Below are 14,394 nucleotides of genomic sequence, written 5' to 3'. Positions count from 1 at the left end.
GAGTCCATTATGGAAAAAGTCACCATTTTAGTTGACGCCCAGAATGTTTATTACACCACCAAGCAAGTCTACCAAACAGGCTTTGACTACAACGCGTTTTGGCGCAAAGCAACGGCTAATCGCGAGGTATATCAAGCCATTGCCTATTCCAGCGAACGGGGTGACGACAAACAAAGACAGTTCCAAAATATCCTGCGGGCAATTGGCTTTGAGGTGAAGTTAAAGCCTTATATTCAACGTGCCGATGGCTCCGCGAAATGTGATTGGGATGTTGGCATTACCATTGATGCCATGGAATGCACGTCAGGATCCGATGTGATAATTCTAGTTACTGGCGATGGTGATTTTGATTTACTCGCGAATAAGCTCAGAGATAAATACCATACCCGAGTCGAAGTTTACGGCGTGCCGCAGCTTACCGCTGCTTCTTTGATCCGTGCAGCCAGTGAGTTTATACCAATCGAAAACGAATTGTTGATTGGCAAGAAATAAAAAAGCAAAGCTCCTTGATAAAAACGGCTTTGCTTTTTGACGAATTCGTCACTTTCGATTGCTTGGTCGCGCAATACACGCGTTTTAATCCGATAAGTAATATTCTACGCTCGTCACAACACGCACGATTTTTATCTGTGGCGTATTACTGTCTCTGTCGCGAATACTAAATTGTCCTTGCCTTGCCGATTTTATTTTGCCAAGCACAGAGTCAGAATCTTTAGCAAATTTTACCGCCACTTCTCGCGCTTTTTGTGTGGCTTCTTGCACCATTTCAGGCTTAATATCATTAAGACCAGTAAACAAATATTCAACTCGATTTTGATAATCATCTTTCGTGATGGCAATACCTTGTTTGGCTAGTTCACTTAACTGCCCAAGTGCTTGCGATACTTTATCTGGATTATTGGAGTACACAGTCACACCGGCTTTCGCCACATAGCGAAATCCTTGATTGTTTTGACCGTACTCTTGGGCGTATTTATCCGTAATAGAAGGCGCTGATATCGAAAGCTCTGATGCATCAAAGCCTTGCAAGGTCAAAAACGCTCGAATAGCCGCATTTTTCTTTTCCGTGCGCTCTACCAACGCTTCCAGATCGTTATCTGCATCACGGTAAAATACGGGCCAAATCACCGTATCTGCCGTTACTTCCTTTTCCGATAACCCTTTTACACTTACCGTTCGCTCCATTCCTTTTACTTCTAGAATGGTCGACTTTACCATCCAGCCGCTCACTACCACCGCTAGTGATAGCAAAGCTGCAGGAGCCAAATATTTACTCATAGTAGACATATCTCTGTCCTCAACGTTACGCCTCAGTCATGGTTTTCAAACAATTATAATGGGGATAGATCAAAGTCTACCTTAATTGCACTCGAAAACTGCGAGCAAAATGGTAGAGTGTTTCGTATGAGCTGTGGCTGAACTAGGAAACAGTATGAGCGTAAAGCGTATTAGCCAATTTTTTAACCCCCAATCTATCGCGGTGATTGGCGCCTCTAACGATCCTGATCGCGCCGGCTTTATCGTAATGCGTAACTTGCTACAAGGCGGATTTAAAGGGCCCATTATGCCCGTCAGCCCAAAACATACCGCTGTGCATGGGGTGCTTGCCTACAGTGCCATCAAACAGTTACCCAAAGTCCCTGATCTCGCCGTTATTTGTACCAATAAACAAACCTTAGTGCAAATCATCAATGAGCTTGGCGAAATTGGTTGTCAGCATGCAATCATCATCGCAGCAGGTCTTGATAATCAGCACAAACAACAATTAAAAGAAGCTGCCAAAATAGCGAAGGTCACTTTACTTGGCCCTAATTGTCTCGGTTTACTTATCCCTCACTTGGGTATTAATGCCAGTTTTTCTCATACCGTTGCGGCACCCGGTAAGCTTGCTTTTATTTCACAATCGGCGGCGGTATGTTCAACCATACTGGACTGGGCACAACATAAAAAAATTGGCTTTTCTTACTTTGTTTCCGTTGGGGATTGCCTTGATATCGATTTCGACGAACTACTTGATTTCCTTGGACGGGATCCAAAAACCCAAGCTATTTTGCTTTACATCGATAATATCGACGATGTAAGGCGCTTTATTTCCGCCGCTCGAGCCGCTGCATTTAGTAAGCCTGTCATTGCCATAAAAACCGGAAAAACCAAGGCTGGCGCAATCGCTGCGCTGAATCACACCGGCGGCAATACCTCCGATGACGCGGTTTATGATGCCATGTTCCAACGTGCAGGTATGCTAAGAGTAAACGATCTTAGGGAACTCTTTGCTGCCACTCAAACCCTTGCTTTACACCCCAAATTGCTGCAAGTAGAACAGCTGACCATTTTAACCAATGGCGGGGGTCCTGGCATTATGGCGGTAGATACCTTACTGCAGAACTCAGGCAAACTGGCGGTGCTAAGCGAACAGACCAAGCAAGCGCTCAGCGCCTTGATCCCTCAAACGGACCATGCTTGTAATCCCATAGATATTTTTGGTGATTCCTCGCCAAAACGTTACCAACAAGCACTAGAGATTCTATTAAAGGCTGACGAAGTCAAAAATTTATTGATAATTCATACTCCCTCAGCGCTTGCGCCAAGTACCGCTTATGCCGAGATCATTGCACAGACCCTAGCAAAAATTCCAAAAATGGCACGCCCTTATGTGATGACGAATTTTATGGGTGAAGAAGCAGCCTACGCCGCAAGGCTTGTATGCGCAAACGCTAAGATCCCAACTTATCGCACCCCAGAAGGTGCCGTTGGCGCCTTTATGCACTTGGTGAGCTACCGCCGAAACCAAAAACATCTCACACAGACACCAGAATCCTACAGTGATGAAGACCAGCTGCAACACCTGCAAAGCAAACGTTTAATCAATGACTTTTTAAACTCTGGCGCCAATAAACTCGCGACCCATTTAGCTTCTCAAGTGCTGGCTAATTACGATATAGAATGTATAGAGACGCAAATCGCACTCACCCCCTCAGAAGCAAAAGAGCAAGCTCAGCAGCTTGGCTTTCCCGTTGCACTTAAGCTGATAAGTCATGACATCCCCTCTAAGTCGGAAGTGGGTGGGGTTGTGCTCAACCTCAATGATGCCGAAGAAGTAGAGCAAACCGCATTTTCGATGTTACTACGGATCCGTGAGGCAACCCCCGAAGCTGAAATAGAAGGCTTCTCTTTGCAACGCATGGCAAAACGCGCTGGTGGACAAGAATTACGGATAGCGGTAAAAACTGAACCCGGTGTCGGTCCTGTTATTTTACTGGGTGAAGCGGGCACCGGGCTTAATTTCTCGCAAGCTGCAGTGGCCTTGCCGCCCCTGAATATGAACCTTGCAAAGTACCTGATTGCAGCCGCCCATGACAAAGGCTTTATCAAAGAGCGGGCACTACCTGAAAAGGTCGATAAATACCGTCTGTGCGCCCTACTCACTCGAGTGTCTCAAATGGTAGTCGACCAGCCTGAGATCATTGATATGGAGCTCAATCCTATTTTGGCCTGCTCAGGTCAGTTCCAAGTGCTCGACGCCAGTATCACGCTAAGACGATACGAGCCAGTCCCTGGCCGTAAACGCTTGGCTATTCGACCTTACCCTCGAGAGTTGGTAAAAACTGTGACATTAAAGGATGGCCGTCCGGCAACTTTGAGACCTATTCGCCCAGAGGATGAAAGAGCGCACCAAGAATTTGACCAGTCTTTAAGTAAAGAAGATAGATATCGCCGCTTTTTTGGTGAGCTGCCGCAATTTAATCATGAGCAGCTCGCCAAAATGACGCAAATTGACTACGACCGAGAAATGGCGTTTATCGTCACTGTCCCAAACAAGTCCAGCTATCAAACGCTTGGGGTATCACGCGTATTGATGGACCCAGATAACCAAGTGGCTGAATTTGCCGTGGTTGTGCGCTCAGACTGCCAAGGCCTTGGGCTTGGACGAATACTCATGGAAGCCGCAATAAAACACTGTCGTAAACAAGGCGTACAAAGCATAGAAGGGATCACCCTGCCAGAAAACAGCGGTATGATTGGTCTTGCCAAAAAGCTCGGATTCATCGTATCTCGAGATTTTGAGGAAGGCACCATTCAGATGATGTTACACTTAAACTAAAACACAAAAAAGATAAGGGATGCTGGCAACTTGATGCAACTTCACATCAGAGAAAAAACGGCTGCGATGCTCGAAGCTACAGGGCAATATCGCCGACTCGGGCACGCGGTCGATATCTTCCTCATCACCCTGATTTTAACCAATGTCGTTGCTATCGTGTTGGAATCTGAGCGCGACTTAGCAAGTGTGTACCATCACTACTTTCTCACCCTAGAGTTAGTCAGTGTGACCATCTTCGCCATTGAATACTTACTGAGATTTTGGTGCTGTGTCGATAAGCTTGATTACCGCCATTTGGATATACCAAATTGGAAAAAGCGCCTAAAGTATCTGATATCACCGCTGGCGATGATTGATCTCATCGCTATTTTACCAACCATATTAATGGCCTTTATCACTTTTGATCTGCGCTTTTTGCGTGTTATCCGATTACTTAGGATCTTTAAGCTAACACGTTACTCTCGGGCCATGCAATTGCTGCTCGCAGCATTTAAAGAAGAGTCGAGCTCACTGCTTGCCGCCTTTTTTATCATGAGTGTGGTGCTAATCATGGCCTCTTGCGGAATTTATCTTATTGAACACGATGTGCAACCGGATAAATTTGGCTCCATTCCTAAAGCCATGTGGTGGGCGATGGCTACTCTAACCACCGTGGGTTATGGCGATGTTGTGCCTATCACCCCGCTTGGACAATTTTTTGGTGGCCTTATCACTTTACTCAGTATGGGCATGGTCGCGATCCCCACCGGCCTCTTGGCCTCAAGCTTTGCGGATCAAATGCGCAAACGTCGAGATGCATTCAATGAGGCGGTATTGCATGCGTTAGTCGATGGTGATGTCGACAAAAGTGAACAAGCCCATTTAGAAGCCCTTCGTATTGAGCTTGGCTTAAGTCAATTGGAAGCAAATCAAGCAATTAAACTAATGAGTAGCCAACGCGTCCATCATATGTACTGTCGCCACTGCGGTAAAAAGCTGTAGCCAGAGAGGCTACAGCAAAGTTTCAGTGAGTAATTGCGCTACCTGCTCACCACTAATCGCCAAACTGAAGCGGTAACCTTGATAATAATCAACTTGCTCAGCTTTAATACGCTGATACTGGAGGTCGTTTTCCACCCCTTCTGCGACACATTTTAGTCCTAATCCATGGGCTAAATTCACGCATGAGCGGATAATTAAATAGCTTTCAGGATCCTCAGCAATTTGTTGCACAAAGCTTTTATCTATCTTGATGACATCAATAGGCAATTGTTGCAGATAAGTCAAAGAGGCGTACCCCGTCCCAAAGTCATCCATATAGATACGACAGCCCAGAGCTTTAATTTCTTGCATCACTTTCACCGCGCTATCAACGTTAGATAGCAAAGCGGTTTCTGTTATCTCAAAAGCCACTGAGTGACCTGACACTTTACTGCGACTCAGAGCTTGCCGAATATTATCGACTAAGCTTGTAGATTCAAAATCAATGGCTGATAGATTAATAGATATATATAAATCGCGCTCAATGGTTTGCCAGTGTCTCAATTCAACTAATGCCCGAGAAAGGGTTTGTAAGGTAAGCTCGGTCACTACACCAGCATGTTCAGCTGCGAGCGCATACTCCTGAGCGCAAAACTCACTATTTTCAGGCCAACGTAATAACGCTTCAAAGCCAAGCAAGGTATCGCTTTGTACATCGACAATAGGCTGATAGTGATTACTAAATTCACCATTTTTTAGCGCTCGCATAAGTGCTTGTTCGACTTCTCGCGAACGCCTGACCTTGCCATTCATCTCTTCGCGGAAAAACTGATAACTAGAAATTTGTTGCACATTGACATGCTCAAGTGCCGCCTTTGCCGCTTGATTAAGCTCAAAAGCGTCGGACGCATCATCGGGGTACATTGCAATTCCTATCGCCGGTTGCATCAGTACAGTATGTCCAGCAGCCTCCAAAGGAGTGCTAAATGAGTGAATTAAACACTCTACATATTGATGCACCTTTTCAGGGTTATCGAGATGCTCCATCAACACATAAAACGACTTATCATGCCCCGTAGCTAAACTATCGAGTTCACGAAAACAACAGCGTAACTTTGTTGCAAGCAGTGGAAGCAGCTCGGCCACAAAGTCTGCACCATAAATATCGTATAAATTCTGTAGGCGATTGAACTTGATCACCAACAGCGCAAAATGTGACTCTTGAGCCTGCGACTGCTTGATAGCATGCTGCACTCTATCCATCAATAACGCTTTATTCGGCAACTTCGTCTGTAAATCGTAGTTAGCCAGCTGATATAGCTCTTTTTCAGTACGCTTTTGCTGGCTAATATCGGTTAGCACCACGACATAACTGTATAGTTCACCATCACCGTTTGCCACTGCACTAATCTTAATCAATACGTCTCTTTCGTCACCATTAGGCAGACTAACGACTTCCTCAGAACTCAAGTGCTGATGTACTGCCAACGCCAATGTTTGACGTAAATACATCATCCGCTTTTGTCTCGACATCCCAAGTTTCACCGCAGTGCTTGATGACGGTATAGACTCAAGATTAAAGGCATTTTGCATCGCCCGATTACAAGCCTGAATCCGTAGTCTTTTGTCTAAGATCATTACCCAGTCACGGGTCTGCTCAAACGCCGCCCCAAATAATGCGGCTCGCTCTTCAAATAAACGCTCACGCGTTAAGTTGGTATAGGTGCCTGCTACTTGTATTGGATTACCTTCATCCCACTCAAGTACCTTGCCAAAATCCTTATACCAACGCCACTGACCTTTGCTGTCTTTTAATCGATAAGTACAGTCGATAAAGCCTTTATTCGTTGTGACGAACTCAAGCCACTGCAAGCGGAACATGCCTCTATCCGAGGGATGTATCTTTTGCAGGTAATCGTCCAAGCCAACGCTCTCGAGCTCGTAATCGAGCTCCGTAACTAATCGCGGCTGATAGATTAAGGTACTACCCGCATGCCACTCCCATACGCCGGAGTTACTTCCCTCTAGCGCCATTTTCAACCTAGCTTCTCGGTCTTGTGTTTCCTTATGAGCGGCAAGAATAAGTTGCTCAACACGATACTTTCGATAGCTCCAAAGAGACAGTAGTAAGAGCGTAAGAAACACATAGCCAGCAATCGCAATAGGTGAGCGCCATGCGGGATAGTTTACATTAATGGTTAATTTTGCAGGCGGTGTATAATCTCCCGTTAATGGGTCTTTGGCCCACACTTTTAACGCATATTCACCAGGATTAAGTTTAGGAAATACCACACGATTTTGATTGCGGCTCAAAATCTTCTGACCACCGGATATTTGATACTCATAAATGATCCGATCCTGATAGCTAAATGCCATTGCAGAGAATGACACTTCGAGTCCAATGTCATCATGCTCAAGCTCGATGTGATCAAATTGCTTTAATCCGGCTTTTTGATTTGGGCGAGAAATTAGATCCACGCTGGTGATGTTAACATGATCAAGTAAAGGTTTTTTAGGCCGATTGTCATCGGGAGAAAACACCACAAATCCTTTTAACATACCATACGCAATGCGACCGTCTTCCAACATCACCGACGCGCCACCGTTAAATTCATTAGAAAGTATGCCATCCTCGGTGGTGAATTGTTGTAAGTGCAAATTATCCGGATCTAGACGCCAAATACCTTTGTGAGATGACATCCAAATCATACCTTCCTTGTCTTGGCGCATTTCATACATCAAAGTATCTATTTTGTGGGCTTTTAAATCGATGTTATAAATTGGCTCGTAACCATCTAACGTCAGACCAATCAAACCAAAGGATGATAACGACAACCACAAGATATTATTTTTATCTATGGTGTAGGTAGTGATATCGACCGCTAAATGCTTATTTGCTTTCGGCGCTTTATAGATCTCAGTTAGCGTTTCCAACTGCGGATCATATTGCAGCAATACGCCAGCATAGTAGTAAAGGGGTTTAAGCGGTTCGTTTGGAAGTGGTGGGTAGAAGCCATAAGTAAGAAACGGATCGACATTTTCAAATGACTTCCTCAGATGTGTCAGCTCTGCTGTATTAATATCATAAACGAACATCCCCACGTCACTATTGACGAAATAAAATTTACCGTCAGCTAACAACTCCCCTCCTTTCACAAAGGATGTCAGTATCTCTTTATCTTCTGGGTTATTAGCCTTGGGTCTTGTCACTTCGTGAGTAATAGGGTCAAAGGCAAACAGTCCTTTTACCGTCGTGAGCCAAAGCTTATTATTATACTCCGCAATCTTCCAGATAATAAACTCTGAGAGAATTTCGTCACCCAAGTAACCCTTTAGAAACTGTTTAGTCTCTCTGGTTTTTGGATTGTATCGTGTTAGGCCGTCATTCGTTGCCAGCCACAAGAACTGATTAGATTCATGCATTGCCCAGACATTGCTGTGAGAAAAACCTTCACCTTCAACGGTAAGATCGCTCACGTTATCAAACGCCAGCGTGCTGTCTGGTAAGTAAAATGCGCCATCTTCTTTGGTCGCAACCCAAAGCCCGCCATAGTTGTCTTTGACAATGTCGATAACACTGGTATTTGATGGTAAAAATACGCTTGTAGACAAGCGTTTATCACGAACCGCATTACCATCTTCAATCGTGTAATAAACAAGACCTTTATCGGTACCAAGTAACAAGGTGTGTTCATCATGTCTGAGCATTTTCCATATGTTTAGCTCAGGAAGTAGCGTTTTAAACGGTACTTCTGCGTCAAAATCTTTTAGGAGTTGAGAAATATCTAGCTCGTACATCCCCTGAACCGCTCCCACGAGCAAGGTATCTTGGTCTAAAATAAATAGTGATTTAGTATTTGTTTGGTAGGGATGATCAATGGGAGCAAGATGGTCAAGGAGTCTTAGTTTTTTCGTTGTTAAATGATATGCAAACAAGCGCTCTGAAGTGGCGATAAACAAAATGTCTTGATGTTGATAAACGGCGCGTATAAAACCGCTTTCTTCATCTAGCGGTAAAGTCACTTCACTCTCAAGTTTGCCTGTATGGATATTGAGGATAGCGACATCATTGGTGCGCACAACCCACATATGATCATCATCTTTGGTCAAAACGATATTAACCAAATTGGAATAAAACTCGTCCTCTGTGGAGGGGGGTTCTATGTACTTTCTATACTCGTCTTTCATGGGGTCGTATCGCAATAATCCCGCGATCCCCGTGGTGATCCAAATGCCACCAAGGTTGTCCTGGTAAATATAATTCACTTGCACTTTATCAAGCACACCATCTGGTCCATTCACGTCCAGTACTTGATAACCGTCGTAACGGTTAAGTCCTCCTTCGGTAGAAAGCCACAAATAGCCCTGCTCATCTATGAGCAACGTATTTACGTAACTTTGTGATAATCCTTCCGCGGGTGAAAGTCGAGAAATTTGTGCAGCATTTACCGATGCAGTAAATAGGCAAATGCAAAATATAAAACACAGGCGAAACATAAAAAGCCGAGGTTGTTAACTAGACGTAATACATTGCCACGAGTTGACGATTTTGTCCAAGATAACTAGATAAGCGAGAAGCAAGTTCGGGTGGTAGCTCTCGTGAACTACTTTGAAACCCAAGAGCACTGTAAAAGTCATGGAGATGACAGTAAGCAAAAGTATAAATAATCTGCTGTGGCTGCTGACTTCGAAATTGTACAATCACGGTTTCAATGAGTTTCTTCGCAATGCCTTGTTTTCTATGTTGTGATGCAACATAAACGCCTACCAGCAACCAATATCCGTCTACAGGTTGCAAACNAAGCCGCAATAATTTCACTGCCATTTTTCGCAACCCACACTTTGTCGTGTTTTGCGGCTCGCCCCCGTGCCTTGTGTGCAGTATAAAACTTATTAGCAAGCGGCGTCATTACGGCTGGGAGCAATTCAATTGTCAGCATCAAGCAAGCATTAGACTTAGGTAATACTCAAACTTTTGCTTTAACGTGTCCTGTTCAGACAACGGCCTTTGATTGATGGTGTCATAAATCGCTTCTCTACTTTTTTTGCCTCGTTTAATTTGGTAAGCCCAAAACGATGCTTCATACTCAAGTTGAATTTGGTATTTTTCTTGTCTAGGTAGCAAACACAGGTTATAGCTCATTACGATCATTCAATTTTAAGCAAAGGAAAGCTCAATTGTATCACAAGGCCGTCTGTCTATTGCAGCAAAATCTAGTTTTGATTAAAGCGCGATAGCCTGCCCTTTATTGTAAATAATTATGTATACTTAAATGCATAAAAGTCGCTGAGTGACCCACCGAAGGAGCTGGATTGAAAGCTATATTACTGTGTTTACTAATGATTATTTCAACTGTTGCACACGCCGCTAATGAATTGCCAAAAGTTATGCGCTTCAATAAACCACCACAAACTCCGCAAGCGCTCTATGTGATAGAGCTGATGGAAATGGTTTATCAATCTCTCGGAGTAGAGTTACGCCTTGAGGAGTTTAATCATAAAGGCTCTTTAATTGCAGCCAACGCAGGAAACTTAGACGGGCAGCTAGCTCGAGTTGCCAGTGTGGAAAATGAGTATCCAAACCTGCGCCGTATTGACTATCCGTTATTTCAGTTTAATTTACAGTTATTCACTCTATGTGGTCACTGCGAACTTAACGAAATCAAATCCTTAACGGTCCGAAGCGGCTACCCCGTAGCAACTACTTATTTGGCTGAACACCATACCACAGCTTATGTTATTGGCGTTAAAAGCGCGGTGGCACAGCTTAACTTAGTCATGCAGAAACAGGTTGAGGGCGCATTGATACTCGACTTTCACTTAAAGCCACATCTAAAGAATATAAATGAAGAAACATTGCAGATAAAAAATTTAGCCGTCGTTGAAAGTTTTCATTTTGTACATAAGCGTAACGAACAACTAGTTCCACTTATCAAAGCAAAGTTAGAGGAGCTTGAGCGACAAGGAATAATAAAAATGCTTAAAGCTAAATATCAAATTTGAAGTTTTCCCCGCTTTGATCATCCATACGCTCTGATTTTAACTTTCGTTGTAGGTACCTTTTATAACGTTGCTGGCACAACGAGATAACTTTACGCTTTTGCTCGTTATTCAAATTATTCCACTCAAAACGCTCCTCGCGACTGCGATAGCAACCTTTACAATAACCACGATTATTGACCTGACAGATCCCCTTACACGGACTTGGGATCTCAAATATCTCAATTTGTTCCATGTATACGCAACACCATTAACCCTAACCTAAGCATACTGGCTAGGGTAAACTCTGCCAAGGTGTAATTCTGATTAGCTTGCTTGCACTCAACAGCAATCAAATAATGTTCATGATAAAAATCAATCAACGTTTGAAGGCGATTTTTTTGCAGCTTAATTAAGAGTAAAGTTTACATGGGGGTTGGCAAAATTGAAGCGGAAATTGACTTGTCTTCAAAAAGAGCAATAACCACTCTTTTTATATCTCAAATTAAAAAGGCTAGTCACTCGGTAACCTAGCCTCTTTAAAGTGAGATGTAGGTAAACTAATTTAGTTTACCGTTACTTTCGCAAACTTACGCTTACCTACTTGGTAGATTTCGCAAGAACCTTTAGTAACTTCTAATTTGGTATCCGTTACTTTGTCTTCGCCGTTAAGTTTTACTGCGCCTTGCTTGATCATGCGCATCGCTTCTGAAGTACTTGCCACTAAACCAGCTTCTTTTAGCAAGTTGGTGATAAACGTGCTTTCACCCTCAATGGTTACGGTGACTTCTGGGATCTCATCAGGTAAGGCATTTTTTTGGAAACGCTTGATAAAGTCTTGGTGTGCCGCTTCTGCGTCAGCTTCACTGTGGAATCGAGCAATCATTTCTTTTGCAAATTCAATCTTAATGTCACGAGGGTTACGGCCGCCCGCAACTTCTTCTTTAAGTGCAGCGATATCATCCAGTGTTTTTGCGCTTAACAATTCGTAGTAACGCCACATTAAATCGTCAGAAATCGACATCACTTTACCGAACATGTCGTTTGGCGCATCAGTAATACCGATGTAGTTACCTAGTGACTTAGACATTTTCTGTACACCGTCGGTGCCTTCAAGTAGCGGCATCATCAGTACTGTTTGCGGCTTTTGTCCTTCGTCTTTTTGTAGCTCACGACCCATTAATAGGTTAAAGCGCTGATCGGTACCACCGAGCTCAACATCCGCCTCTAATGCAACCGAGTCCCAACCTTGAACCAGTGGATATAAGAATTCGTGGATTGCGATTGCTTGGCCATTTGCATAACGCTTTTTAAAGTCGTCGCGCTCAAGCATACGTGCCACAGTTTGACGTGCAGCAAGCTTGATCATACCGGCTGTGCCTAGCTTTTCCATCCACTCAGAGTTAAATGCAACTGTGGTTTTGGCAGGATCAAGGATTTTGAAAACCTGTTCTTTGTATGTTTCTGCATTTGCCAGTACATCTTCACGGGTGAGTGGCTTACGAGTTACATTTTTGCCCGTTGGGTCGCCAATCATACCGGTGAAATCACCAATCAAGAAAATCACTTCATGACCTAAGTCTTGAAAGGTTTTCATTTTATTGATTAGCACCGTGTGTCCTAAATGCAAATCAGGCGCTGTTGGATCGAAACCCGCTTTAATACGTAGTTTTTTACCTGACTTCAGCTTTTCTTTTAATTCATCCTGCAACAGAATTTCTTCTGCACCACGGCTAATCTCTGCAAATGCAGTTTCTAAATCCACTATTCTCACTCCAACAGCTATAACTTGTAATCGCTCGATTCTAGCCTATATTTATCCGAGTTTAAATGCACAAAACGCTGGTATTACGGGTTTATTACGTATATCCTGCAATATTATCTACAATAATTCTTGACAGCAGAAAAGGCGCATTATGGTTCATGTGGTTCATAAGCTCCCCAAAAAGCACAAAGTGCTCATCATCGGCTTCCTATCTGCGATGGTCGGAATTGCCCTGATCCCCTCTGAAAAAGCAACGGCTTCAAAAGATAATGACGGAAAAGCTTTAGAAGTTGGGAAACGTTACGAGTTGCCAGTAAAAATATCAGAAAAAACAGAGCAACTTACTGAATTAGATGCAGCGCCAGTCATCACGCCTGAGTCTGCCCCTAAACAACCTGTATTTGAATTTAAAGACCACGAAGTGAAGTCTGGAGACAGTCTAGCCGTGATTTTTAAACGCGCAGGTTATTCTGCCAAAACGTTACACAATCTGGTCAATACCAACGCAGAAACCCGCAAACTGACTAAAATCCACCCGGGAGAAGTACTTAGCTTTGCTCGCAATGATGGTGGTGAATTAGCTCAATTAAAATACATCTTGTCAAAAACGGACACCTTATTGGTCACCTTAAACGACGAGGGTAGCTACGAAACTAAAATCGAAAGCAAAGAAATCGAGACTCGCGAAAAATCAGCAGGTGGTGAGATTAATTCCAGCTTCTGGAGCGCAGGTATTTCAGCTGGCCTTAGCGAACGTCAAATAATGAACTTCGCCGACATTTTTGGCTGGGATGTCGACTTTGCAAACGATATTCGTAAGGGCGACTCTTTCGCTTTAGTGTTTGAAAAGCACTATGTAGACGGTGAAGAAATCGGCAATGGCAAAATTATTGCTGCCGAATTTATCAATCAGGGCGAGCGCTACAGTGCGGTTCGTCATACTGATGACGAATTCTATACCCCTGAAGGCCGTAGCATGAAAAAGGCTTTCTTAAGAGCACCGGTTAACTTCAAATATATCAGCTCCAGCTTTAATCCGCGTCGCCTTCACCCAGTGACTGGCCGAGTATCGTCTCACAATGGTATAGACTATGCGGCACGCGTAGGCACGCCGGTGGTTTCCTCTGGTAACGGTAAAGTACTAAAGTCTGGTTACAATAAACTCAATGGTAATTATGTGTTTATTCAGCACGGCAGTAAGTATGTGACTAAGTACTTACACTTGAATAAACGTACTGTTAAGACAGGTCAAAAAGTGAAACAAGGGCAGAAAATTGGTACTGTCGGTGCAACCGGCCGCGTGACAGGCCCTCACCTTCACTATGAGTTTTTGGTGAACGGCGTACACCGAAATCCTAAAACGGTAAAACTGCCAAAGTCTGAGCCATTACCTCAGTCTGAGCTCACTAAGTTCAAACCCATTGCAGATGCGATGCTGGTAAAACTAGAGCGCAATAGAGAGTTAATGCTTGCAGCAGCAAACAAAGACTAAAAACTAAAAGGTAGCCAAGGCTACCTTCAGACTGTTGAAAAAGGGCTGGACACAGATCTAGCCCTTTGATCTAATAAGCGTAGTGAGTTTAGAGAG

11 protein-coding genes are annotated in these 14,394 nt (G+C 43.7%); 5 read left to right on the top strand and 6 right to left on the bottom strand.

Annotation, left to right across the window (positions count from 1 at the left end; genetic code table 11):
- Nucleotides 1-9: 9 nt before the first annotated feature.
- Complete coding sequence (locus CKO50_RS22495; protein ID WP_095729986.1) at nucleotides 10-492, top strand: NYN domain-containing protein; 483 nt, start codon at nucleotides 10-12, stop codon at nucleotides 490-492.
- Nucleotides 493-576: 84 nt separating this feature from the next.
- Here CKO50_RS22495 and CKO50_RS22490 read toward each other — a convergent pair whose 3' ends face one another.
- The gene (locus tag CKO50_RS22490; protein WP_095729985.1) at nucleotides 577-1,287 is read right to left on the bottom strand and encodes an SIMPL domain-containing protein; all 711 of its coding nucleotides are present in this window, start codon (nucleotides 1,285-1,287) and stop codon (nucleotides 577-579) included.
- A 145-nt stretch (nucleotides 1,288-1,432) separates the two neighbouring features.
- Between CKO50_RS22490 and CKO50_RS22485 the strand changes: the two genes are divergently transcribed.
- Both CKO50_RS22485 and CKO50_RS22480 read left to right on the top strand, forming a co-directional pair.
- Nucleotides 1,433-4,102, top strand: coding sequence for a bifunctional acetate--CoA ligase family protein/GNAT family N-acetyltransferase (locus CKO50_RS22485; RefSeq protein ID WP_095729984.1), 2,670 nt, complete (start codon nucleotides 1,433-1,435; stop codon nucleotides 4,100-4,102).
- A gap of 33 nt (nucleotides 4,103-4,135) precedes the next feature.
- Nucleotides 4,136-5,083 (top strand): ion transporter, encoded by a 948-nt coding sequence (locus CKO50_RS22480; RefSeq protein ID WP_095729983.1) that lies wholly within the window; start codon nucleotides 4,136-4,138, stop codon nucleotides 5,081-5,083.
- Between the two features lie 9 nt (nucleotides 5,084-5,092).
- Here CKO50_RS22480 and CKO50_RS22475 read toward each other — a convergent pair whose 3' ends face one another.
- From CKO50_RS22475 to CKO50_RS22465, 3 genes are all read right to left on the bottom strand, one after another.
- On the bottom strand, nucleotides 5,093-9,559 hold the full coding sequence (locus CKO50_RS22475; RefSeq protein ID WP_255231134.1) for an EAL domain-containing protein: 4,467 nt from the start codon (nucleotides 9,557-9,559) through the stop codon (nucleotides 5,093-5,095).
- 19 nt (nucleotides 9,560-9,578) lie between these two features.
- Nucleotides 9,579-9,887: a GNAT family N-acetyltransferase gene (locus CKO50_RS22470; RefSeq protein ID WP_255231133.1), complete on the bottom strand. Its 309-nt coding sequence runs from the start codon at nucleotides 9,885-9,887 to the stop codon at nucleotides 9,579-9,581.
- Nucleotides 9,888-10,001: 114 nt separating this feature from the next.
- Nucleotides 10,002-10,205: a DUF3283 family protein gene (locus CKO50_RS22465; protein WP_010374667.1), complete on the bottom strand. Its 204-nt coding sequence runs from the start codon at nucleotides 10,203-10,205 to the stop codon at nucleotides 10,002-10,004.
- A 170-nt stretch (nucleotides 10,206-10,375) separates the two neighbouring features.
- On the opposite strand from CKO50_RS22465, the gene CKO50_RS22460 reads away from it, so the two are divergent.
- The gene (locus CKO50_RS22460; protein ID WP_255231132.1) at nucleotides 10,376-11,065 is read left to right on the top strand and encodes a transporter substrate-binding domain-containing protein; all 690 of its coding nucleotides are present in this window, start codon (nucleotides 10,376-10,378) and stop codon (nucleotides 11,063-11,065) included.
- On the opposite strand, the gene CKO50_RS22455 is transcribed toward CKO50_RS22460, so the two are convergent.
- Both CKO50_RS22455 and tyrS read right to left on the bottom strand, forming a co-directional pair.
- Nucleotides 11,049-11,297 (bottom strand): DUF1289 domain-containing protein, encoded by a 249-nt coding sequence (locus CKO50_RS22455; RefSeq protein ID WP_095729980.1) that lies wholly within the window; start codon nucleotides 11,295-11,297, stop codon nucleotides 11,049-11,051. The genes CKO50_RS22460 and CKO50_RS22455 overlap by 17 nt on opposite strands.
- A 309-nt stretch (nucleotides 11,298-11,606) precedes the next feature.
- The gene (gene tyrS / locus CKO50_RS22450) at nucleotides 11,607-12,806 is read right to left on the bottom strand and encodes a tyrosine--tRNA ligase (protein WP_017216498.1); all 1,200 of its coding nucleotides are present in this window, start codon (nucleotides 12,804-12,806) and stop codon (nucleotides 11,607-11,609) included.
- Between the two features lie 151 nt (nucleotides 12,807-12,957).
- Here tyrS and CKO50_RS22445 point away from each other — a divergent pair, with 151 nt between their 5' ends.
- Complete coding sequence (locus CKO50_RS22445) at nucleotides 12,958-14,298, top strand: peptidoglycan DD-metalloendopeptidase family protein (protein ID WP_095729979.1); 1,341 nt, start codon at nucleotides 12,958-12,960, stop codon at nucleotides 14,296-14,298.
- The last annotated feature ends 96 nt before the right edge of the window (nucleotides 14,299-14,394 follow it).

Source organism: Pseudoalteromonas sp. HM-SA03, from assembly GCF_002289345.1.
Taxonomy (GTDB): domain Bacteria; phylum Pseudomonadota; class Gammaproteobacteria; order Enterobacterales; family Alteromonadaceae; genus Pseudoalteromonas.
Note: the sequence above shows the minus strand (reverse complement) of the source record. Positions and strands in the feature narration are given on the sequence as shown.

Coding starts and splice junctions, on each gene's coding strand:
- CKO50_RS22445 (WP_095729979.1), top strand. CDS start 12,958: ATGGTTCATGTGGTTCATAAGCTCCCCAAAAAGCACAAAGTGCTCATC.
- CKO50_RS22495 (WP_095729986.1), top strand. CDS start 10: ATGGAAAAAGTCACCATTTTAGTTGACGCCCAGAATGTTTATTACACC.
- CKO50_RS22490 (WP_095729985.1), bottom strand. CDS start 1,287: ATGTCTACTATGAGTAAATATTTGGCTCCTGCAGCTTTGCTATCACTA.
- CKO50_RS22485 (WP_095729984.1), top strand. CDS start 1,433: ATGAGCGTAAAGCGTATTAGCCAATTTTTTAACCCCCAATCTATCGCG.
- CKO50_RS22480 (WP_095729983.1), top strand. CDS start 4,136: ATGCAACTTCACATCAGAGAAAAAACGGCTGCGATGCTCGAAGCTACA.
- CKO50_RS22465 (WP_010374667.1), bottom strand. CDS start 10,205: ATGAGCTATAACCTGTGTTTGCTACCTAGACAAGAAAAATACCAAATT.
- CKO50_RS22475 (WP_255231134.1), bottom strand. CDS start 9,559: ATGTTTCGCCTGTGTTTTATATTTTGCATTTGCCTATTTACTGCATCG.
- CKO50_RS22455 (WP_095729980.1), bottom strand. CDS start 11,297: ATGGAACAAATTGAGATATTTGAGATCCCAAGTCCGTGTAAGGGGATC.